We start from the raw sequence: 22,806 nt of genomic DNA, 5'->3' as shown, positions 1-22,806 counted from the left end.
GATGGGGAGAGGTCAGCGCGGGTAGGCGCCGCCGTCCAGGCTCAGCACCTGGTTGGTGAGGTATCCGTTGCGCAGGACGGACAGCGCCAGGTCGGCGACCTCCTCGGGCCGGCCGAACCGGCCGACGGGCAAGGCGCGGGGATCGGCGTTGCCGGGCAGCATGCGTGTGTCGGCGATCAGAGCGGGCGCCAGGGCGTTGACCGTCACGCCGCGGGAGGCGACGCGGGCGGCCAGGAAGTGGGTCAGGCCGTGCAGCCCGGCCTTGGAGGCGGCGTAGTCCGCGCCGACGACGCCGCCGGTGAAGGCGGCGACCGAGGACATGAACAGCACGCGCCCATACCCGCGTGCGGTCATGCCCGGCAGGGCGTGCTGGGCCAGCAGGAAAGGGGCACGCAGATTGATCGCGAGCGTGCGGTCCCACGCCTGGAGGTCCAGCGTGGTGTAGTCCTGCTGGAGCGCGTGCCCGGCGTTGGGGATCAGGATGTCGACGGGGCCGCCGAGCGCGTCGGCGGCCTCATCCAGCAGTCTGGCCGGGATATGAGGGTCGGCGAGGTCGCCGGCGAGCGCGACCGCGTCGACCCTCGCGTCCTGGGCCTGAGCGGCCAGCTCATGGGCCGGGCCGGAGTGCGAACCGTAGACGAAGGCGGTCTTCACACCGGCGGCGATGAGGCGTCGGCCCAGTGCTTGGCCGATGCCGCCTGACGCCCCGGTGAGCAAGGCCACCCTGCCGGACACATCGTGATCGCTCATCCCCCGCCCTTCCCTGCGCGCCGCGGTTGTACGGATGACCGGCGGATCAAAGGTCTGCCGGGTGATCTCCTCGCCGAAGGCATGGGCGGGATCCGCTCGTACGGGCTGAGGACCGCCGGGCGGAATCCCACCGTCCACGTCGGGACCGTCATGCCCGTGCCAGGGTGAAGCCGATGCCTGCGCCCATCCCCAAGCCGTACGCGAGCTGGATCAGCAGCTCCACGGCCGGCTCCAGGTAGCGGGCGTTGGCCAGCGGTCCTGCGTCCACGGCGTCGAAGCCGAGCTGCGCGCCCAACTCCAGCACGGTCTTCTTGGCGGCCTCATCGTCGGAGGCCACCGGCAGGAACAGGCCAGGGGTGTCCAGGGTGGAGGCGAACACGGTGTTGAAGGCCTTGACCACTCGGGCGCCGGGCAGTGCGGCGGCGACCTGCTCCCCCGCCGAGGTGGTGTGCCCGATGGTCAGCGACATGAAGTCGGCCGCCAGCGGGTTGGTGACGTCGATCACGACCTTGTCCCGCAGAGCGGACTTGATCTTGGCGTCGATCTGGGCGACGGCGGGGAACGGTACGGCCAGCACGATGACGTCGGCCTCGGCGACCTGCGCCGCGACCTGGTCCGGAGCGGTGGAGGAGTTCGCCGTGCTGACCGTGTGCCCGGCCGCGGTGAGGCGGTGCTCCAGAGCGGAGCCGACGTTGCCCTTGCCGATGATGCCGATCTTCATGAGTGGCCCTTTCCGAGATGCGAGGCGCGTCGATGGCACGACACGAAATGCGTCGAATTCGACGCATTTGTGCAACGGGATCGATGGTACGGATGCGTCGAATTCGACGCAACTTCGATAGGCTTCCGGCATGAGCGAACCGCGGTGGTTGGACGAGACACAGATGCGCGCCTGGACCGGCTTCCTGGAAACCTCCGGCCTGCTCCAGCGCCACGTGGAACGGCAACTTCGAGAGGACGCCGGGCTCACCATGATCCAGTACGAGATCCTGCACTGGGCCAACGAGTGCGCCCCCCAGCACCGGTGCATCACCGAGCTCGCCGACCTGATGATCACCTCGCGCAGCGGCCTGAGCTACCAGGTGGCCCAGCTGGAGAAGGCCGGACTGTTGCGCCGCGAAACCGACACCAACGATGAACGCAGGGCCATGGTCGTCATCACCGAAGACGGTCGGCGACTCCTTGCGAAGACCGCGCCCGGACATGTGGAGGCGGTCCGTGACGGCCTGATCGATCTCTTGACCGGTGAGCAGGTCGCCCAGCTCGCCGACATCATGGACAGCGTGCGCACCCGGCTGCGTTCCCGTGTGCCGTCGGCCACCTCCCGCAGAAGGACCACCTGAGAAGAAGTGGTCATGAGCGGGGCTCCGTCCGGCGAAGGCGGCCGGTGAGGCGGTGCCGGTTGGCGGCGAGCCGCACCCGTGCGCCGGAGTGATCGACCTTCTCTGAAGGGCTCCCGGTAGCGATCGCGAAAAATCCAACAGATATGGGCCTGGCTTGCATGGATGGGCTCTGGGCCCGCCGTGCCATGATCGTGTTTCTCCAGGAGTTCCCGCAGGCCGGAAGCAATACCGTCGGATTCTGCCCCATTGCTACCGGGACCCCTGGTAGCCCTTTCCGGCCTACTTGGTCTGCCCTCCTCCGGATCTTCCCGCTGCCCCGGTTCGCCGACGAGCGACTGCCCGGGCCTGACCGGCATGGTCAGCGGCTCCACCCAGGATTTTCTGAGGCGGCCCTCACCTGGGACTCCGCCGGGCGGCTGAGGCGTGCAGGAAGAACAAGACTGTTGCCCGCAGATTTTTTCGTGCACGGTTGTCGGCGTCTTCCCCTACGCCGACAGGAGTCCCAGCATGCCCGAAATCATGCCTTTGCATCTCGCGGGCAACAACGCGCCGGTCGCCGAGGAAGTGACCCTGGAACCGTCCAAGGTCGTCGGCGAGATCCCGCCCGAGCTGAGCGGGCAGTTCTTCCGCAACGGGCCGAATCCGCGTACCGGCTGGTCACCGCACTCCTTCGCGGGCGACGGAATGATCCACACCATCGCGTTGGAAGGTGGCAGGGCACGCTGGTACCGCAACCGGTACGTGCGTACGCCACTGTATGAGCACCCCGGCCAGTCCCGCTTCGCCCTCGCCTTCGACCAGGAGACAGGCCGGATCGACTACCGGGTGACCACGGCCAACACCCACCTGATCGCGCACGCGGGCCGACTACTCGCCCTGGAAGAGGGCGGCTTTCCGTACGAGGTGACGCCGGACCTCGCCACGATCGGGGTGCACACCTTCGGCGGGGGCCTGCAGACCCCGATGACCGCGCACCCGAAGACCTGCCCGATCACCGGTGAGCTGTTGTTCTTCGGATATCAGCTACGTCCGCCGTACCTGACCTACTACCGTGTCTCGGCTGCCGGTGAGGTGGTGCAGACGCGGGTCGTGGACGTGCCGCGCGCGACGATGACGCACGACTTCGCGATCACCCGCAACCATGTGATCTTCATGGACCTGCCGGTCGTCTTCGACTACGTCCAGGCCGCGGCGGGCGGGCCGCCGTGGCGCTGGGATGACGCGCACCGCGCCCGGTTCGGCGTGCTGGCACGTACAGCCGGCGACGACGCGCCCATACGCTGGTTCGACGTCGCTCCGTGCTACGTGTGGCACACCATGAACGCCTTCGAGGACCCGCAAGGCGACACGATCACCGTCACCGGCACCCGCGTCCCCACGTTGTGGCGCGGCGGCGCCGACGACCTGGAGGGAGGGCTCCCGGTCGTGCACCGCTGGACGCTGAACCTGAGGTCAGGCGCGGTCGCCGAGGAACCGTTCGACGACGCACCCAGCGAGTACCCCCGCGTGGCCGACTCGGTGCTCGGACTGCCCCACCGTTACGGCTACACGACGAGCTTCTCCCTGGACGCCGAGCCTGAGCGGTCAGAGATCTACGGCTACGACCTCACCAGCGGTGGCGAACGGACGATGCACCGTCTCCCTCGAGGCCACACCTGTGGCGAGGCCGTCTTCGTACCCCGGGCCGGGGCCGGCGAGAACGAGGGCTTCCTGATGACGTTCGCTCACGACCGCAGCACCGGCACGGGCTACCTGGCCGTCCTGGACGCCGCCAACCTGGCCGCGCCTCCGCTCGCCGAGGTACACGTCCCGGTGCGCATCCCCGCGGGTTTCCACGCCAACTGGATTCCGGTTTGAGTAAGCGCAGGCGGAGCGGAAGGTGTGTGGAAGGCCGCGGCGTCGGCGAAGCCCCGCCGGATTGCGATGGCGCGAATCGGCCGGCGACCACCTCGATCAGCTCGTCTTCATCGACGCCTACGTCCCGGACGATGGGGATTCATGTTGGTCTTTGACCAGCGACAGCTTCCGCGAGTTGTTCATAGTCGGCGCCCGCGCCGACGGTCGATGGGTCGCAGTCCCCGAAGGACTCGACCCCCGCGCGACCGCACCCCCTGGCGAACCTCGTCCAGTCGATCAGGCTGAAAGGCAACCCCAGCCGCGCGCTCGGCCGAACGTTCATCAGTGGTGGCGCATGGCCGGGTAGCCCGTTCGTGACCCTGACCGAACGGTTGCGCAACGACTCAAGCTGGCAGGTTCACGAGATCCCCGTCGGCCACAGCATCGCCCGCCGCGATTCGCACAGCCTCGCGGCCGTTCTCGGCGCACTGTCGCCGGGCTCCGCCTGACGCGCAGCCGCTCACTCCTCTGTGCCATCGTCGTCCTCGTAGAGGTGGACGGTCGCCGAGTCGGAGCTGTATCCGGCGCACGCGGCTCCTGTGCGGTGGAAAGTTCCTCAGCTGTGGAGAGTTCCGCCTTTAACGGTGCTCTGAACTGCGGAAATACACACCGTTTCCGGTGAGGCAGGAAAAATTCGCGTTTGGGGGCGCGGCAGATTCCCCGATGGTCGCTCTTCAGCGGTGCTTCCCGGGATGGGGTGCCGCCGGAATACGGCGGAAACGGGCCGCGCCGGGACGCCGACCGGACAGAACCGAGGTTCTGTCCGGTGCGCCGATCGCTGTTGTCGCTGGGGCCGGTGACGCGTTTCTTGGCCCTCCACTCGCCGGGTGGCCCCGGTTGGGTCGCCGGCCATGGACTGCCCGAACAGCACGCCTGCGGCATGCTCCACATGAGGTGCTGTCGCGTTCCTGCCCACGGACTGACCGAGCGGGGTCAACACGCACTCAACATGGACTCAACATCGGCCTGCCTATCTTCCTGTTCACCACACGAAGAAGGAGACGAAATGAGTTTCATGAGAGTGGCCGCCATCGTCATCGGCGCCGGTGTCATCGTCGGCGGCGCGCTCCCGGCCCAGGCAGCCTCAAGCAGCGCCCGAGTCGACGCCTACATGGCCGCGTTTCCCGGCGGGACGAAGGTCGGCAACAACGAGATCTCCTGGCAGGGCGGCGACGTCCGCGTGGTGCTGGAGGCCACCGCCAGGTCCTGCCCGGCCGGCTACTACTGCGTCTATGAGCACCAGTACTGGCGCGGCGCGATGGCCGCGTGGCGGGCCTCCGCCACGAACTGCAAGAAGTTCGAATTCACCCCCTACTGGCGGGATAAGGTCTCCTCGTTCTGGGCGCGCGGCGGCTGCCCGGCCGCCAACTACTTCCTGAAGAACAAGAAGAAGTGGCAGCCGGATCACTTCGAGCCCTTCGAGGGGAAGAAGGCCTGGGTCCGGTTCAACGACAGCTACGACTACGCCGCCCGCGGCTTGTAGGCCCTCCGCCTTGAACATGTTCCCCGCCGCCAACTAGCGCCGACCGCTTAGGATCTTGATCCTGTCCGGTTCCTGAGCGGGTACGGCCGGAATACGCGGGAACCGTACCGCCGGGTCTCCGACCGGACAGAAGCCCTGTTCCGTCCGATTCCCGGGACGATGTCTGACCAGGTCAACGCAGTAGAGCTGCTGCAGGGGCCGATCAGGCCCCACGCCGGGCACGACCATCCACAGCCGAAACCCCGGGCCGACCCGCGCCGGATTGAATAGTAATGACATGAATAGTAAGTTCATGACTATGAAAGTGACGGAACGGCGTTCCGGGCTCGGGCTGGTAGTGCTGGTGGCGCTCCTCGAAGCGCCGATGCACGCCTACCGCATCCACGCGCTCATCAAGGCCCGCGGCAAGGACCGCGTCGTCAACGTGCGCGGCCGGGCGAGCATCTACCAGGCCATCGACCGGCTGCAGCGACTCGGGCTCATCGCCGTACGCGAGAGCGGCCGGGTCGACAACCGGCCCGAGCGCAGGGTCTACGAGATCACCGAGCAGGGCAGGAAGGCCGCCCGCCAGTGGCTGAAGGAGATGCTCACCGACACCGGCAACGACTTCCCCGAGTTCCTCGTCGGCATCTCTTTCCTCACCGTGCTCACCCCCGAGGAAGTACGGCACGAACTGGCCGCCCGCGCCGAACGCCTGCGAGCGGAGGCCGGGGAGCTCGACGCGGCGTTCGCGCGGTACGGCGAGCTTCCGCGCGTCTTCCTCCTCGAGGAGGGGCTCCGCCGCACGATCGTCAAGGCCGAACTCGGCTGGCTCGAGTCCGTCCTGGAAGACCTGCGCACCGAAGCCCTCTCCTGGAACGACCAGTGGCTACGGGAGATCGCGGCCAAGTACGCCCACCAGATCGACGACCAGGAAGAGACCGGGTCATGACCACCCACCACGAGCACGTACCCGTTCTCATCGTCGGTGGTGGCCTCGTCGGCCTGGCCACCTCGATGTTCCTGTCCCGGCACGGTGTCCGCCACCTGCTCGTCGACAAGCACCCCGAGGTCACGCTGCAGGGACGGGCGCGCGGCATTAACCCCCGCACGATGGAGATCTACCGCGCGTTCGGAGTCGCCGACGCCGTGACCGAGGCGGGCCGGCCATTCGCCGACGACGCCGGCGGCGTGCGCTGCGAGACCCTGGCCGGCGAGTGGCAGTGGCTGTTCGAACCGGACCAGCCGCGCGAATGGCCGGAGCACACGGCGGGAACGTTCAGCCTGGCCGACCAGAACGCCGACCAGCGCTTCGAGACCGAACTGACCGACTTCCGGCAGGATGATGACGGCGTCACCGCCACGATCCGCGACCGGGCGACCGGCGAGACCAGCACGCTGCGCGCCGACTACATGGTGGCCGCCGATGGCCGCCGCAGCCCGATCCGGGAGCGGCTCGGCATCGCCAAACCCCTCCGAGGGCAGACGCTGAACTTTCTCAGCGTCATCTTCGAGGCCGACCTCGACCAGCTCGTCGAGCGGCGTGCGATCCTGTGGTTCATCGTGAACCGGAAGGTTGGCGTCGCCGTCCTCACCACCACCGCCCGGCGCGGCCGGTGGTCGCTCGGCATCGGCTACGACCCGGCCACCCGGTCACCCGCCGACTTCACGGCGGAGCGCTGCACCGAGATCATCCACGGCGCGCTCGGCCGCGACGACATCCCCGTCGTCGTCGAGGACGTGACCCCGTGGACGCAGGAGGTGGGGATCGCCGACACATTCCGGCAGGGACGCGTCTTCCTGGTCGGCGACGCCGCCCATACCTGGTCGCCCGCCGGTGGCATCGGCGCCAACAGCGGCGTCCAGGACGGGCACAACCTCGCTTGGAAGCTCGCCGCCGTGATGGACGGGCGGGCCGCGCCCGCGCTGCTCGACAGCTACGAGCCGGAACGCCGGCCGGTCGCCCAGATTCTCGCCGAACTCACCGAGCTGCGGCAGGCCAGGCGCTCCGGCCATAGCCCGGAGCGGGACGAGGTCGACGACCTGCACTGGGCGCTCGGTCAGCGCTACACCTCGCCCGCCGTGCTCGGCGCGCCGTACGGGAGCGTGTTCGGCGACGGTCTAGACCTGCGCGGTCGGCCCGGGACGCGGGCGCCGCACCTGTGGCTGGAGCGCGACGGCGAGCGCATCGCGGTCCACGACCTGTTCGCCCGCTCGTTCGTCCTGCTCACTGGCGGCGGCGGGAAAGCGTGGCTGGATGCGGCGGACGAGGTCGAGGCGTACCGCGTCGGCGTGGCCGGCGAGGACGTGGATCTGGTGGACAGCGAGTCGGAGTTCGCCCGCAGGTACGAGCTGGGAACCGACGGCGCGGTGCTGGTCCGGCCGGACGGTTACGTGGCCTGGCGCGCCGAGCCCGGCACCACCGACCCGGTCGGCGCCCTCCGGGAGGCCCTCGGCGCCATCCTGGGCCGGTCCTAAGCTTGTTGCAGAAGGTGGTGTTTAGGCAGGTCGGGGCGGGGTGGTGACTGTCGTGGTCATGGTGTGAGGGCGAGGTTGAGGGCGTGTATCGAAAGTGCCGGCCGCCGGCGTGGCACTGCCTAAATGGCATGCGGTCATCACTCGGTCGTGCTGGGATCAATCGCTATGAGTGATTATTTCCCTGACGAAGCCGACTTGGCGGACAGGATGGAACGGAACCTGGCGGAACACGCCTGTCATCTGCACCGGAGTATGCCCAATGCAACTGTCGCAGAGACCGGTGACCTCCTGGTCGCGGACAGCGGCCTGGACGACGACACGTTCAACATCGTCGCGGCGGCCCGCTTCACTGCCGCCGACACTACGGCCCGCATCACCGAGACCGTCGGGACGCTGGCCGGCACCGGTCGCGGTTTCTCCTGGTGGGTGGGCCCTGCCTCGACACCGGCAGACCTCACTGCCCGCCTGACGGCGGCCGGTCTGCCGGTGTCCGAATGCGAGACGGCGATGTGGGCCGAGCTGGACGACACCCTGCCGCCTCCCGCCGTTCCGGGACTGGGCATCCGGACGGTGACCACGCCTGAACAGCTCGCCGACTACGCCACGGTCCTCGCCGCGAACTGGAATCCACCCGCTGAAACCGTCCGCGACTTCTTCGCCCGGGCCGCTTCGCAGGCGCTGGCCGCGACCTGCCCGGCCCGGTATCTGGTGGGCTACGTGGAGAACCGCCCGGTCTGCTCCGCCGAGGTGTTCCACCACGCGGGAGTCGCCGGCATCTACAACATCTCCACCCTGGCCGCCCATCGCCGGCGCGGCTACGGCGGAGCCATCACGCTCGCGGCCCTCCGCACGGCCCGCGAGCGAGACCACCGCATCGCGGTCCTGCAGGCGTCGGCCGACGGCGAACCCGTCTACCGCCGCCTGGGATTCCGCGCCTGCGGCCAGTTCGTCGAACATGCCATCAATGCCTGAACCGCCAAGACTCCACGGGCTGGCCGTCCGCCATCCCTGAATGAGCCGGTCACAGCCACTCATTGATGGCCGCTACGAGGAGTGGCCTCGTAGCGGCCCGCGAGCGTGTCGTATCTCGTGACCACAGTCCGGTTCCTTTTGAGACGGTTGGCCGTACTCGACGGCATACCGAGCCTTGTAGTCCTCGGCGTTGAGCTCGTGCGCCAGCCGGTCGAACGTCTCAGCCCGCGCGATCTGGCGAGCATGCGCGATCCGCTCCACCAAGGTCACCGGCCCCGGCCGGATCGCCTTCGCCGAGATCAGGTACTCCCACGCCAGCCGGAACAACGGCGTCGGCGAGTCATGCCCCATCTCCCGCGCCGGCAGAAACTCATCCAGCTCCTTCACCTCCAGCGCCGTCGCAGGCGGCGCCGATGCCACGTCGTCCGGCACGAACCCCAGCCACGGCAACGTGCACGACGTCACGGCAAGCCCCAGCCGATCCGTCGGTCCCCGGCCACGACCGGGAGCGATGAACGCCACGTCCGCCGGGGCCAAGGTGAAGGACCGGAACAGCTCCTCCCGGCCGATCTCAGGGAATCTCCGCAGGGCCTCCGGTTCCTGGTCCGCGAACACCCGCGTCGCCAACCGGCCGCTTCCTGCCAGAGTCCGAAGATCCCCAGCTCAGGAGCCCATCGGGTTGTATCCGCCCGATTTTCCGCGAGTACTACGGGGACTCCCTGAACGGCGAATCGTATTGAATTTGCTAGTTATTTCAGTCATGATTGAAATGACTGGCGGCATTGAACCGGCACATGATCAGCAAGGAAGGACGCGACGATGAGCGCCGAGGAACAGCGGGACCGGCTGCTTCGATGGGTGGAGCGGGTGGCCGCCTTCTGCGTCGATGAGTGGGGGCTGCCACCCATCACCGGACGCATCCTCGGCTGGCTCATGATCTGTGATCCGGCCGAGCAATCCGCCGGCCAGATCGCGGAGGTCATCCAGGCCAGCCGGGCCTCGCTCACCTCGAACATGCGGTTTCTCACGACCATCGGCCTGGTCAAGAAGGTGAGAAGGCCCGGAGATCGCACCTCCTACTACCGCATCGAGGACGACGCCTGGCAGAAGGTCGTTCAGCGCAAGATTGAAAGCCTGAGCGCGTTCGGCGAGATCGCCGACGAAGGGCTCGACCTCGCGGGCGGCGAGGGGCAACGCGCAGAGCGCATCAAGGCCGCCCACGACTCCCTGACATGGCTGCAGAACCTCGCGGCCCGCCATCCACTACGCCGTTAAGGAATCTCCATGCGCCGCCGGCAACCCAAGCTCGGCCTGATCCAGGAAACGCTGCTGCTCACGCTCTACGCCCGAGCCCTGGACGCGGGGCGGCCCAGCCCGATCCTCGGCGACACGTTCTCCGCCGACCTGGTCGACGGAATCGACTACGACTTCGGCAGGCTGAAGGTCAAGCCCAACCTCGTCGTCACCACGGCACTGCGCGCCAAGAGACTCGACGACGTCGTCCGCGCCTACATCGCCGCTCACCCCGGATGCGTGGTGCTCGACCTGGGCTGTGGTCTGGACACCAGGATGTTCCGCTGCGATCCGCCTCCAGGCGTCGACTGGTACGACATCGACTTCCCGGAAGTGGTGGACCTGCGATCCGAATGCCTGCCCGGCCGTTCCCACCTGGTCGGAGCCGACCTCACCGGCTCCGGCTGGCTCGCGGCCGTCCCCGGTGACCGACCGGCGATGATCGTCGCCGAAGGACTGCTTCCCTTCATGCCCGGCGACTCCTTCCAGGCGATGACCCGCGAGCTGGCCGGCCGTTTCCCTTCGGGTGAGCTCGCGCTCAACGGATACACCCGTTTCGCCGCCTGGGCCATGAAGTACCACCCGACTATCAAGGCACTCGGCATCAAGGCCGCCCAGGGCTTCGACGACGCGCACGAACCTGAGTCCTGGGGCCCCGGCCTCGAACTGGTCGAGGAGCAGATCCTCACCCGCGCTCCGGAGGTGGCCGGATTCCCACAGCCCCTACGCGCGCTGACCCGCCTCACTGCCCGCAGCACCGCCCTGTCCCGGCAAGGGGCACGTGTTCTCCGCTATCGGTTCGGCCCTCGAAGAGGCTGAGCACAGGAGCCGGCGACAGGTGCCGAGCGGCCCGCGAACAGGATGGCGGCCCCGCCTGTCACGGTTCGATGTGGGCCCTCATCGACTGCCACGGGGAGGCGTCGAACAGCAGCGTGATCGAGACGATCCTGCCGTCCTCCAGGCGGAAGTGCTCGGCGGTGCACTGCGTGCCCACCGGTGTGGCGGTGTGCACGTCGTAGACGAGGGTCGCCTCCGCCTCGCCGTACAGCTCACTGATCAGTTCCACACCGGTCACGATCGACACGAATCCCGGGAGCGTGGCCAGGTGGCCCGTCCGGTCGTCGGAGCTGATGAACGGGCTCTGGAAGTGGAACGGCTCCCCCAGGTGCTCGGCGGCGGCGGTCACGTCGCCGCGGAAGCGCGCCTCGTGATAGCCGCGTACGGCGTGGCGGGTTCGTTCCGGAGAGGAGGTGGTCATGAGTGGGGTCCCGTCTGGTGAAGGTGGCCGGTGAGACGGTGCTGGTTGGCGGCGAGCCGCAGGCACAGGTCACGGAAGGTGACGAGGTCCTCGGGGGTGAACCCCTGGAACATGGCCCGCATCGCCATCCGAGCGGGCTGGCGGAACGCCTCGATCCACGCCTGCCCCGCGGTGGTGATCTCGGCCAGGACCGAGCGCCTGTCCTCGGGATCGGGGACGCGGCGGACCAGCCCGTCGCGTTCCAGGGTGTCCACCAGGCCGGTGACGTTGCGGGAGCTGACCCCGGCGGCGCGGGCGAGGTCACCGATGCTGATGCCCTGACCGGCCGCGCCGAGCCGGATCAGCAGGTCGAGGGCGCCCGCGCTGACCCCCCTGCCCTCGGAGCCCTGGGCGCGCATGCGTTCGACGGAGTGGTAGGCGGTGCGGACGGCGGCGCCCGCCTCGAAGGCGAGCAGTTGGTCGCCGTCTTCGGCGAACCGCGCCATCGCCTCTCTGACGCGGGGGTCGTAGAGGGTCCCGTCCTCGTCGTGCCCGTAGTTGTGTACGTCGTTCATAGTGAGAATGGAGATTAGTACCTACTTCTAGATCTTCGCAACGGGGCCGCGGCGCCTTGAGGGGGGCGGGCGAAGGGCCCCGCTCCGGAGCAGCAGGTGAAGGGCCAACAGGCTCAGCCAGCACCACCCGATGACGATCGCCGCACGCTGGAACAGCCCACCGAGGGAGACCAGCCCTTCGGCCTGCTCGAAGCCCAGGCTGGAAAGGACCATCGCCGCCGTGAAGGCGATCCCGGTGAGTACGGAGTAGACCGCCCATCCGCGTTCTCCCCAGCCGGCGAAGCGCCGGGCGAAGACGAGGCAGGCCGCCACCAGCGCCACGAAGGTGGCGAACGAGATGCCGTCGTGCAGGGCCGCGTGCGCGCTGCCGTAATGCGTGAGCCTGGCGGGGGTGCCCGGCGGATAACCGCTGATCGGGTCGGTGACGAAGATTCCGGCGCCGAGCAGTCCCAGCGCCCAGGCCGCCACCAGCAGCGGCCCCCAGGTCGAGCCCCCGAGCGGCTGGAGCGCGCGCCGTAACCCGACGGCGAAGGCCAGGGTGAGCAGGCCCGCGACGAGGAAGTTGGCCACCTGTACCCATCCGAGATCACCCAGGGCGAGTGAACTGACCGGATGGCGCAACGGGTCGTAGCCGGCTCGGGCGGCGCCCGCGACGAGGAAGGTGAGGACGAACAGCGGACCTGCGATCACCCCGCAGACGAGGAGGGGGGCGGTCCGTGCCGCCTCGGCCAATCGGGAATGTGTTCGCGCTGACATGGATGGCATTGCCCCTTTGGGAGTGGGTGACGATGCGGTTTCGCGTACCCGGCCGCGAAGAAGCGGGCGTGCCGTGGAACGGGGGCGCGCCTCCTCGAGGTGTTTGTCAGTCTGGGTTGACAACCACCAACGCGTCAACCCCAGTTGACAAACACGGAAGAAGGGGGCTCGCGAAGAGGCTCGAGTCGCACGACCCGGCAGTCCTCTTGCGGGCGGTGAACGCGTTGCATCGGCCGGCCGAACAGGTCGAGGCCGCAGCGGTGACACAGGCCAGGCAGCAGGGACGCCCTGGGGGTGTCCCGTCAGTCCGTCCACGCCAAGCGCGGAAGGAGGGAAACGGTGTCCGAACAGTTCACGGAGGACGCCAGAGCCGCGGTCACCTCGGCGCGCGATGAGGCTCGGCTACACGGAGACCATGGCACCGGGCCGGACTCCGAGGGCAGCCAAATCAATTCGTCTCAGTGATAAAACAGAAATGACGCTCTGTCATAGTCAGGTCACGAATTCAAAGGGATCGCTGCGAGAGAGATCGGGAATGAAATAGTAACCTCCCCCCACAGTAAGGGTGTATCTGTCAAGGGGCTGTCCGGCCAGTCGGCGCTGGACGCCGGCGAAACCGCCTTCCAGGTCACTTTGGAAAGCCACGAAGAGCATGCCCTGCGAGTCGGGTCCTTCATGGAAGTTATAGCCGCGCCGGAGCATCCGGGGAGGCGCGACTCCGGGTGTGCCCGGATTGGCGCGACGGGTGTGGGAGTCCAGCGGGGTGAGTTTCCCGTCGGGGTCGGCGCCGAAGGCCGGCCGACCGACAGGGGCGGTGCCGTCCAACCATGTGCCGTCGCGGCGCCGCCCCATCACCTGTTCCTGTACCTGGACGGGCTCGGCGTCCCATAGCCGGGTGGCGAACCGGATGACGCGCACCACCTGGTAGGTGCCTCCCGCCGCCCAGCGCGGCTCGCCCGAGCCGGAGGCCACGCGCACGACCTCCGCCGGACTCGGGCCACCCAGGAAGGATGGGTTGCCGTGCCCCTCCACGAACCCGAACAGGTTGCGTGCCAGTGCCCGGCCGTCGCTCAGGCGGCTGTCCGACCGGAACCCCCGCTTCTCCCATCGGACCCGCGCGGACGGGACCGTACGCCGCCAGGAGGCGCTCACCCGATGGGCACGCTCGGCGGTCGCGGCCGAGACCTGAAGCAGCAGGTCGCCATGGGTGAGTCCATCATCCAGCACGTCACCGGGGAAGAGCGGCATGCGCGTCAGGGCGGTGGGTCGAGCGCCCGTCAGCCCGGCCTTGTCGAACCATGACGCTCCAAGGGCGACGGCGGCCTGTGTTCCCTCGCCGGGGTCTCGGGTGAGACGGGCCAGTGCGGCGAACGCGCGTACGGCCTCCTGGCCGGCGGGCACGTCGAGCGCCGCCATGACGATGTGCGGCGCAGGGGGCAGGAGCACGGCGGGCAGCGAGCCGTCGGAGACGAACACGGGGTCGTCTCCGGAGTCGGCGGACGTCATCGCGCAGAGGGTCGCCAAGCCCCCGAGGGCGATGACCCCGCGCCGCGTGATGGCCTCCCGGCCGTCGGGGGGACTCACGACCTCCTCGGAGGTGCCGGGTGGTGTCGTGTCACAGGCTCTCCAGGGTGTCCGCTTCCGGGTTCGACACGCTACAAAACACCACGTTTTCTAATAAATCAAGATTCGTTACCTTATTGAGATACCAAAACAATTGGCCTTGTTTTCCGTGATCATTCGACATAGTCTTCCCGATTGTCGAGTAAAGCCCACATTAAAACGACAGGGTCGGAAGTTTCCGATTTTCTGCGGGTTTCGTCACGGGGAGTAAACATGTCGTTTTCCGCGCGTAGGAAATTTCTGGCGACCTTGCTCGGCCTGAGCGTTGCCTCCTCGTCACTCCCGGCTCATGGGCAGAGCGAGCCACCTTCGAAGCCCTCTCGCGTCGCAAGCCCGGTCGCGCTTCCTCTTGTGGACGGCGGCGCCGGACCGCCGGCGACGACCTCGGCGGTGACAGGCCCGCCCGCGAAGATCGGCACACCGAGGTCCTCGAACGTGGAAGCGGCCGGTCCCGCCATCTACGCCTATGACGCGGCGGGCAAGCTGGCCGGCGTCGCGCACCCGGGCGGTGAGGCGGCCAAGTACAACTACGACGAGGCAGGCAATCTGCTCGGCATTCAGCGATACCCCGCGGCGCAGCTGTCGGCGATGAGCCTCGTCCCCGTCTCCGCCCGGCCCGGAGCGACCGTTCGCGTCTACGGCACCGGCTTCTCCTCCACACCGGCCGCCAACGCGGTCTCCTTCAACGGCGCCGCCGCCACTGTGACCGCCGCCACCGCCACCACGCTCACCGTGATCGTGCCTCCAAACGTGACGACGGGACCGGTCGCCGTCACCGTCGGTGGCACCACCGCGCAGGCCGGGACGTTCACCCTCGGCGAGCCCGGCCCGGCTATCACGGCGATTAGCCCCCAATCAGGCCTGCCGACCACCGAGGTCACGGTCACCGGTTCCGGGTTCGCGAGCGCGTTACCCAACAACGTCGTCAGCGTCAACGGGACTCGTGCCGAGATCACTTCAGTCACGGCGACCGAGCTGAAGCTGGTGATCCCCGACGGGGCGACCACCGGCAGACTGGTGATCACCACCCCTGCGGGGAAGGCGGTGTCCGCCACGGACTTTCCCGTCCCCCTACCCGGTGTCGACCCGGTGACCATCGAAAGCACCACCCGTGTGCAGGTGGGCGGCCCGGCTCAGCCGGTCCCCATATCCACTGCGGGTAAGTCCGCGCTCGTCGTGTTCGACGCGCCTGCATCGGGAGAGGCCGACATCGGCTTGACCGGGAACACCCTGGGCGGCGTCGACACGATCGCCTACAGCTACGCGGGCAAGAAGATCACCAGTGTTTACACCAGTGGCGCAGGCTCGGTCAGACTCACCGGCCTCCGCGAAGGCAGGACATACCAGCTCCTGATCGACCCCAACTCGGCCGCGGCGGTCGGCCAGATCACGGTGACATCGTCCGAGCCGGTCGACGCGGGCGTTCTGTCCGCCACAGGTGCGGCCACCACGGTCACCCTTCCGCGCGCGGGTCAGCACGGGAAGATCACCTTCGCGGGGACGGCGGCCGACGCCGTGAGCCTGGGCTTCACCGCGAACACCCTCAGCGGCGCCGCCTACGTGGATGTGGTGGCGCCGGACGGCACGGTCGTGGTCGACGACTACTACGTCTCGGGGGGCTCCGTCGACGAGATCGACATCGCCAAGCTCCCGCAGAGCGGAACCTACAGGGTTCTGGTGAGCCCCCTGTACGCCGCTACCGGAGCGATCAGCGTCACCCTTTCAGTCCCGGCGGACGGCGGGACGCTCTCCCCGACCGGCGCCGCGACGACGGCGACCGTCGCTCGGCCGGGTCAGAACGCCGTCCTCGCTTTCCCGGGGTCGGCGGGTGACGCGGTGAGCGTCGGTTTCACCGCCAACTCGATCAGCCAGTCGACGTATGTCGACGTGGTGGCCCCCGACGGGACGGTGGTGGTCAACGACCACCACGTCTCGGGGGGAAGCGAAGGAGAGATCGACATCGCCAGGCTCCCGCAAAATGGGACGTACAGAGTTGTTCTGGATCCCATGCGGGCAGGCGTCGGTTCGATCTCGCTCACGTTGTCCACTCCCGTGGACGGCGGGACGCTCTCCCTGACCGGCGCCGCGACGACGGTGACCGTCGCTCGGCCGGGTCAGAACGCCGTCCTCGCTTTCCCGGGGTCGGCGGGTGACGCGGTGAGCGTCGGTTTCACCGCCAACTCGATCAATAAGGCGATGTATGTCGACGTGGTGGCGCCTGACGGCACGGTGGTGGTCAACGACCACTATGTCTCGGGGGGATCCGCAGAAGAGATCGACATCGCTCAGCTCCCGCAGAGCGGGACGTACAGAGTTGTTCTGGACCCCGATTGGGCGGGTACCGGTTCGATCTCGCTCACGTTGTCCACTCCCGTGGACGGTGGGACGCTCTCCCTGACCGGCGCCGCGACGACGGCGACCGTCGCTCGCCCGGGTCAGAATGTGGTCCTCACCTTTCCGGGATCGGCGGATGACGCGGTGAGCATCGGTTTCACCGCCAACTCGATGAACCAGCCGGCCTATGTCGACGTGGTGGCCCCCGACGGAACGGTCGTGGTCAACGACCACTACGTCTCGGCGGGATCCCCAGAAGAGATCGACATCGCCAGGCTCCCGCAAAATGGGACGTACAGAGTTGTTCTGGATCCCACGCGGGCAGGCGTCGGTTCGATCTCGCTCACGTTGTCCACTCCCGTGGACGGCGGGACGCTCTCCCTGACCGGCGCCGCGACGACGGCGACCGTCGCTCGGCCGGGTCAGAACGCCGTCCTCGCTTTCCCGGGGTCGGCGGGTGACGCGGTGAGCGTCGGTTTCACCGCCAACTCGATGAACCAGTCGACGTATGTCGACGTGGTGGCCCCCGACGGGACGGTCGTGGTCGACGACTACTACGTCTCGGGGGGCTCCGTCGACGAGATCGACATCGCCAGGCTCCCGCAGAGCGGGACGTACAGAGTTGTTCTGGACCCTCTGCGGGCAGGCGTCGGTTCGATCTCGCTCACGTTGTCCACTCCCGTGGACGGCGGGACGCTCTCCCTGACCGGCGCCGCGACGACGGCGACCGTCGCTCGGCCGGGTCAGAACGCCGTCCTCGCTTTCCCGGGGTCGGCGGGTGACGCGGTGAGCGTCGGTTTCACCGCCAACTCGATGAACCAGTCGACGTATGTCGACGTGGTGGCCCCCGACGGGACGGTCGTGGTCAACGACCACTACGTCTCGGCGGGATCCCCAGAAGAGATCGACATCGCCAGGCTCCCGCAGAGCGGGACGTACAGAGTTGTTCTGGATCCCACGCGGGCAGGCGTCGGCTCGATCACGCTCACGGTCTCCGGACGGGTCACAGGCGGCTCGCTGGCACTCGGTGGAACCGCCGTCAGCGCGACGATCTCCCGTGCCGGGCAGGACGCGGCCTTCACCTTCAGCGGGACCGCCGCGCAGAAGGTACGGCTCAACGTCACGGGAGTTCCGACCTTCACCGGCGGCTACATCTACGTGGACGTCTACAAACCCGACGCGACCCGGCTCAGCAACACCTACGTCACCGCCGACAAGAGCATAGACCTGGCGGATCTTCCGGCGACCGGCACGTATACGGTCGTGGTCGACCCGACCAATGCGGTGACCGGGCAGGTCGGCATCGCTCTCGCCACCCGTGCCACCGTACTGACCGCTCCGGCGAGACCGGAGGGGACTCCGGCCCCGCCACCGGCGGCCTCCGCTGAGGCCGGGCCCGCCTACCTCAGCGGGGAGAAACCCGCGGAGACCGACGCCGCGTGGAAGCCCGATAAGGGCAACCTGCGGGGCGTCGACTGGAACATCCGCCGGGCAGAACCTGTGCGGGTCGCTCCCCTGAAGGCCCCCGCCGGAGTCACGGCGCTGTCCGGCGTGATCCGCACCATCGACGGCAAGCCGTTGTCAAAGGTCTCGGCCGGTGTGGGCAGGGCCAGAACGACCACGGACGACAAGGGGCGTTTCCTGCTGGCGAATCTCCCGGCTGGAACGTCGACCCTGGACGTCGAGGGCGCCACGGCGAGCACCAGGGGTCACCGCTATGGCTTCTACTCGGTCAAGGTCGATCTGGTCGCCGGGCAGACAACCGTGCTGCCCTACACGATCTGGATGCAGCGACTCGACACCGAGCACATGGTGCGTTTCGACTCACCCACCAAAAAAGAGGTCGTGCTCACCACCCCGAAGATCCCCGGCCTGGAGGTGCACATCCCGGCGGGGTCGGTGATTCGCGACAAGGCGGGCAAGGTCGTCACTGAGCTGGGCATCACGCCGATCCCGATCGACCGGCCGCCCTTCCCGCTGCCGCCGAACGGTATCGTGCCGGTGTACTTCACCGTGCAGCCCGGCGGAACGTTCGTCTTCCCCGACGGCGCGCGGGTGGTCTATCCGAACTACACCAAACTGCCACCCGGCCACACCGTGGACTTCTGGAACTACGATCCCGAGCGGCGGGGCTGGCATGTCTACGGCCACGGCAAGGTCAGCGAGGACGGCAGGCAGGTTGTACCGGATCCCGGTACCAAGGTGTGGTCGTTCTACGGCGGGATGTTCAACACCTCGATCATCCCCAAGTGGCTGAAGAAGTGGTTCAAGGACGTCTGGAACTGGGTCAGCGGCGACCCGGTGCAGCTGTCCACCGGTCAGCTCATGGATTCGCGGACCGACCTGGCCCTCGACGACGTGATGCCGATCGAGGTCACCCGCACGCTCTACCAGGGCGACGCGGCCGACCGTGACTTCGGCATCGGGCAGATCGGGAACTACAACGCATTCCTGCACTCCGAGGAGCAATATCAGGAGGTCGACCTCTACCTGCCGGGCGGCGCGGTCATCCACTACGAACGGACCTCACCGGGCACCGGGTACAGTGATGCGATCTTCGCCGCCCGGGACACCCCGAGTGAGTACCGCGGCTCGACGATCAATCGCGACAACCCACGCAACGGCTGGGAACTGCGGCGCCGTGACGGCATGCGGTACTTCTTCCCACAGTACGAACCGCTCACCGAGATCACGGACCCCAACGGCAACACGATCACACTGACCCGCGACAGCGACCTCAACCTCACTCAGATCACCTCGCCCAACGGCAAGTGGATCAAGCTCGCGTACAACGCGCAGAAGCGGGTCAGCGGGCTGCGTGACAATATCGGCCGCACGGTGAGTTACACCTACAACGCCGGTGGCAGACTGGAGACGGTCACCGACACCGGCGGCAAGACCATGTCGTACACCTACGACACCGCAGGCCGGATGCTCACCGCGACCGACGCGCAGGGCATCACCTATCTGACCAACGAGTACGACGCCGCGGGCCGGGTGGCCAAACAGACACTGACCAACGGCCAGGTCTACCGGTTCGCCTATGTCACCGACACCGCCGAGAAGATCACCGAAACCCGGATCACCCAACCGGGCGGCGCCGTGCAGCGGGTCGTCTTCAACGCCTCGGGGGCCGTGACGAGCCAGACCGACGCGTACGGCACGCCGGAGGCACGCACCACCACCTTCACCCGTGGTGTGGACGAGCGCCTGGAATCCGTGACCAACGCGGAGGGACAGGTGACCGCCTACTCCTACGACAGCGAGGGCAGGGTCACCCACTCCACACGCCTGTCCGGAACACCGGGCGCCGTGGACGGGGAGAAGACCGTCTACGGCGGACCTCACGACCAGGCCTCCAGCGTCACCGACGAACTGGGCAAGACCACCACGTTCGACTACGACGACCGCGGCAACCTCGTCAAGGAGACCGACCCGCTCGGCCGGGTGACCCGGACGACGTACAACGCGGCGGGTCAGATCCTGACCGTCACCGACGCGGCGGGCAAGGTCACCACCAACACCTACGACCTTGGGGACCTGCGGACGAGTACCGACCCGACGGGGGGCGTCACCCGGGCCTTCACCGACGGCGCGGGTCGGGTGACCCAGACCACCGACCCGGCCGGAGCCACCTCGACGATCACCTACGACGCCCGCAACCAGATCACCGCCGCGACGGACCCCCTGGGCCGGTCGTACACATTCGGCTACGACGCGAACGGCAACCGCACCCGGCTCACCGACCCGCGCAACAACTCGATCTTCTGGGAGTACGACGCGTCCGATCGGGTGACCAAGGTCACCGACCCGCTCGGCAGGTCGTCGACCACGACCTATACCGACGGCGGCCAGGTCGCCACCACGACAGGCCGGAGCGGCAAGGTCACCAGATTCGCCTACGACGCCCTCGGCAGGACCAAACAGGTCGACTACGGTGTCAGCAGCACCACCGCCGAGTCGACCGTGGTCTTCACCTACGAGGCCGACCTGCTGAAGCGTATCGCGGACACGGCAGCCGGAGGCGACACGACCTTCACCTACGACGCGCTCGACCGCGTCACCCGGGTCACGCGGCCGTCCGGGCGAATCGACTACGGATACGACGCGGCGGACCGGCGGACCAGCGTCACGGTCGCGGGGCGGGACCCGGTCACCTACGGCTTCGACGACAGCGGGGCGGTCAAGCGGATCGAACGCGGCACCGTCGCGGTCGTCCCGCACTACGACGACACCGGCCGGCAGGACCGTCTCGGCCTGCCCGGCGGATGGAGCCAGCACTACGGCTACGACGATGCCGGCCGGGTCACCACGATCACCTACCGGCACGGTTCCACCGACAAGGGCGATCTGTCCTACACCTACGACTTGCTCGGCCGCATAGGCTCCGTCAGCGGCTCGTTCGCCAAGGTCGCGCTGCCGTCGGCGGTCACCGGGAGGGTCTACGACGCGGCCAACCGACTGACCGGCAGCGCGGGGCAGAGCCTCTCCTACGACCTCGACGGCAACCTCACCGGCGACGGCGGCACCACCTACAGCTGGAACGCGCGGGGTCAGCTCTCCGGGCTCAGCCGTGCCGGCCTGACAGCCGGATTCCGGTACGACGCCGAGGGCCGACGCGACCTGCGTACGGTCAACGGTGCCGTCACCGGCTTCCTGTCGGCCGGCGACAACCCCATAGCCGAGACCGACGCCTCGGGGAACGTCACGGCCGAGCTGATGTCCGGCGTGGTCGACCAGTGGTTCGGGCGCACCACAGCGTCCGGGACGCGGGCCTACCTCACCGACCTGCAGGGCAGCACACTGGCGCTGGGCGCGGACGACGGCAGTCTGCGAGCGGACTACGCCTACGACCCGTACGGCGGCACCACGGTCACCGGCGACGCCGACGGCAACGGTTTCACCTACACCGGCCGTGAGGACGACGGCACCGGTCTGCTGTTCTACCGGGCCCGTTACTACAGCCCGACCCTCGGTCGTTTCATCAGCGAGGATCCGGTCGGTGTCGACGGAGGGGCGAACCTGTACGGCTACGCGGCTGGCGACCCCGTCAACGCGACCGACCCGAGCGGCAACAACCCGCTGCTGGTCGCCTGCGCGGGCGGAGCGCTGTCAGGCGGCGGGCTCGAGTACCTGACACAGCGGCTCTCCGGCCGGAAGGTCGACTGGGGCGAAGTCGGCACGCAGGCGGCCTTTGGCTGCGGGCTCGGCATGTCCGGCAAGGCCTTCCAACTCGGCAAGCTCGCACAGTGCACAGGCAACAGCTTCACCGGCGACACCCCGGTCCTCATGGCCGACGGGACACGCAGACCGATCAGCGACGTCAAGGTCGGTGATCGGGTCTCCGCGACCGACCCGGAGACCGGGATCACCCTGAGCGAGCCCGTCACCGCCGTCATCCAGGGCATCGGGCCGAAGAACCTCGTACGGATAACCGTCGACCTCGACGGAGACCGGGGAACGGCCACCGGAACGGTCACCGCGACCGACGGCCACCCGTTCTGGGTCCCGGACCGCGGCGAATGGGTCGAAGCCGGAAAACTCGTTCCTGGAACGTGGCTGCGGACCTCGGCGGGGACCCACCTCCAGGTCGCCGCGGTCCAGAAATCCTTCAGATGGGAGCGCGTCTACAACCTCACCGTCGGCCGGACGCACACCTATCATGTGGCTGTCGGCGGTCAGGACGTCCTCGTCCACAACGCGGCCTGTCCGAAGTCGGCCTGGCTTGGCAAGGTCGACTTCACCAATAAAAGCACGATGCAGAAGAAGTACAACGCCCACAAGGCCGACTTCGGCCTCCAGGGAAACTGGAACAATAACGCCTTGCAGGCGTTCGAGAAAGCTCTCCGTGACCACATGGGAGCGGCGGGAACCAAGATCTACCGGTTCAACTACCGGAATCAGGGCATCGCGGTCGGCTTCATCGACCCGAGCTCGGGAAAGATGGTGATGCTCCATACGAACGGGTCATTCTGGACCGCCTACAGACTCGGCGACAAACAACTGATGGGCATCATAGACAGGGCTTTCCTGTGGTAAGAGCGGAGACAGGCCGGCGAGGCCCCCTGACGAGCGGGGACCTCGCCG

General features: G+C 67.9%; 17 protein-coding genes. 10 read left to right on the top strand and 7 right to left on the bottom strand.

What is annotated here, in order from left to right; genetic code table 11:
* Positions 1-12: 12 nt before the first annotated feature.
* Positions 13-750 (bottom strand): SDR family NAD(P)-dependent oxidoreductase, encoded by a 738-nt coding sequence (locus ACFYY8_RS38120; protein ID WP_390049736.1) that lies wholly within the window; start codon positions 748-750, stop codon positions 13-15.
* Positions 751-898: 148 nt separating this feature from the next.
* Positions 899-1,471, bottom strand: coding sequence for an NADPH-dependent F420 reductase (locus ACFYY8_RS38115; protein WP_390049734.1), 573 nt, complete (start codon positions 1,469-1,471; stop codon positions 899-901).
* A gap of 130 nt (positions 1,472-1,601) precedes the next feature.
* Here ACFYY8_RS38115 and ACFYY8_RS38110 point away from each other — a divergent pair, with 130 nt between their 5' ends.
* The 7 genes from ACFYY8_RS38110 (at position 1,602) to ACFYY8_RS38080 (ending at position 8,901) form a co-directional block, all read left to right on the top strand.
* A complete protein-coding gene (locus ACFYY8_RS38110) occupies positions 1,602-2,093 on the top strand; it encodes a MarR family winged helix-turn-helix transcriptional regulator (protein ID WP_390049732.1) in 492 nt (163 codons plus the stop codon).
* Between the two features lie 519 nt (positions 2,094-2,612).
* Positions 2,613-3,950 carry a carotenoid oxygenase family protein gene (locus tag ACFYY8_RS38105; RefSeq protein WP_390049730.1) on the top strand — a complete coding sequence of 446 codons (1,338 nt, stop codon included), beginning with the start codon at positions 2,613-2,615 and terminating at the stop codon, positions 3,948-3,950.
* 353 nt (positions 3,951-4,303) lie between these two features.
* A complete protein-coding gene (locus ACFYY8_RS38100) occupies positions 4,304-4,438 on the top strand; it encodes a hypothetical protein (RefSeq protein WP_390049728.1) in 135 nt (44 codons plus the stop codon).
* 557 nt (positions 4,439-4,995) lie between these two features.
* Positions 4,996-5,472 (top strand): peptidase inhibitor family I36 protein, encoded by a 477-nt coding sequence (locus tag ACFYY8_RS38095; protein WP_390049726.1) that lies wholly within the window; start codon positions 4,996-4,998, stop codon positions 5,470-5,472.
* Positions 5,473-5,764: 292 nt separating this feature from the next.
* Positions 5,765-6,403, top strand: coding sequence for a PadR family transcriptional regulator (locus ACFYY8_RS38090; protein ID WP_390049724.1), 639 nt, complete (start codon positions 5,765-5,767; stop codon positions 6,401-6,403).
* Positions 6,400-7,929 carry an FAD-dependent monooxygenase gene (locus ACFYY8_RS38085; protein ID WP_390049722.1) on the top strand — a complete coding sequence of 510 codons (1,530 nt, stop codon included), beginning with the start codon at positions 6,400-6,402 and terminating at the stop codon, positions 7,927-7,929. The genes ACFYY8_RS38090 and ACFYY8_RS38085 overlap by 4 nt, the downstream gene beginning before the upstream one ends.
* A 252-nt stretch (positions 7,930-8,181) precedes the next feature.
* A complete protein-coding gene (locus ACFYY8_RS38080) occupies positions 8,182-8,901 on the top strand; it encodes a GNAT family N-acetyltransferase (protein ID WP_390049720.1) in 720 nt (239 codons plus the stop codon).
* Between the two features lie 72 nt (positions 8,902-8,973).
* Here ACFYY8_RS38080 and ACFYY8_RS38075 read toward each other — a convergent pair whose 3' ends face one another.
* On the bottom strand, positions 8,974-9,528 hold the full coding sequence (locus ACFYY8_RS38075; protein WP_390049718.1) for a DUF4158 domain-containing protein: 555 nt from the start codon (positions 9,526-9,528) through the stop codon (positions 8,974-8,976).
* A 192-nt stretch (positions 9,529-9,720) separates the two neighbouring features.
* On the opposite strand from ACFYY8_RS38075, the gene ACFYY8_RS38070 reads away from it, so the two are divergent.
* On the top strand, positions 9,721-10,176 hold the full coding sequence (locus tag ACFYY8_RS38070; RefSeq protein ID WP_390049716.1) for a GbsR/MarR family transcriptional regulator: 456 nt from the start codon (positions 9,721-9,723) through the stop codon (positions 10,174-10,176).
* Between the two features lie 9 nt (positions 10,177-10,185).
* Positions 10,186-11,013 (top strand): class I SAM-dependent methyltransferase, encoded by an 828-nt coding sequence (locus ACFYY8_RS38065; protein ID WP_390049714.1) that lies wholly within the window; start codon positions 10,186-10,188, stop codon positions 11,011-11,013.
* Between the two features lie 58 nt (positions 11,014-11,071).
* Here ACFYY8_RS38065 and ACFYY8_RS38060 read toward each other — a convergent pair whose 3' ends face one another.
* From ACFYY8_RS38060 to ACFYY8_RS38045, 4 genes are all read right to left on the bottom strand, one after another.
* A complete protein-coding gene (locus tag ACFYY8_RS38060; RefSeq protein WP_390049712.1) occupies positions 11,072-11,452 on the bottom strand; it encodes a hypothetical protein in 381 nt (126 codons plus the stop codon).
* Positions 11,449-12,006, bottom strand: a complete 558-nt coding sequence (locus tag ACFYY8_RS38055) for a MarR family winged helix-turn-helix transcriptional regulator (protein ID WP_390049710.1) — start codon at positions 12,004-12,006, stop codon at positions 11,449-11,451. The genes ACFYY8_RS38060 and ACFYY8_RS38055 overlap by 4 nt, the downstream gene beginning before the upstream one ends.
* Positions 12,007-12,033: 27 nt before the next feature.
* Positions 12,034-12,762: a DUF998 domain-containing protein gene (locus ACFYY8_RS38050; RefSeq protein ID WP_390049708.1), complete on the bottom strand. Its 729-nt coding sequence runs from the start codon at positions 12,760-12,762 to the stop codon at positions 12,034-12,036.
* Positions 12,763-13,254: 492 nt separating this feature from the next.
* Positions 13,255-14,346: a Dyp-type peroxidase gene (locus tag ACFYY8_RS38045; protein WP_390049706.1), complete on the bottom strand. Its 1,092-nt coding sequence runs from the start codon at positions 14,344-14,346 to the stop codon at positions 13,255-13,257.
* A gap of 474 nt (positions 14,347-14,820) precedes the next feature.
* Here ACFYY8_RS38045 and ACFYY8_RS38040 point away from each other — a divergent pair, with 474 nt between their 5' ends.
* Entirely contained in the window at positions 14,821-22,758 is a 7,938-nt protein-coding gene (locus ACFYY8_RS38040) for an RHS repeat-associated core domain-containing protein (RefSeq protein ID WP_390049704.1), read from the top strand.
* Positions 22,759-22,806: the final 48 nt, after the last annotated feature.

The sequence above is a fragment of the Streptosporangium sp. NPDC001559 genome, assembly GCF_042893955.1.
Classification (GTDB): domain Bacteria; phylum Actinomycetota; class Actinomycetes; order Streptosporangiales; family Streptosporangiaceae; genus Streptosporangium.
Note: the sequence above shows the minus strand (reverse complement) of the source record. Positions and strands in the feature narration are given on the sequence as shown.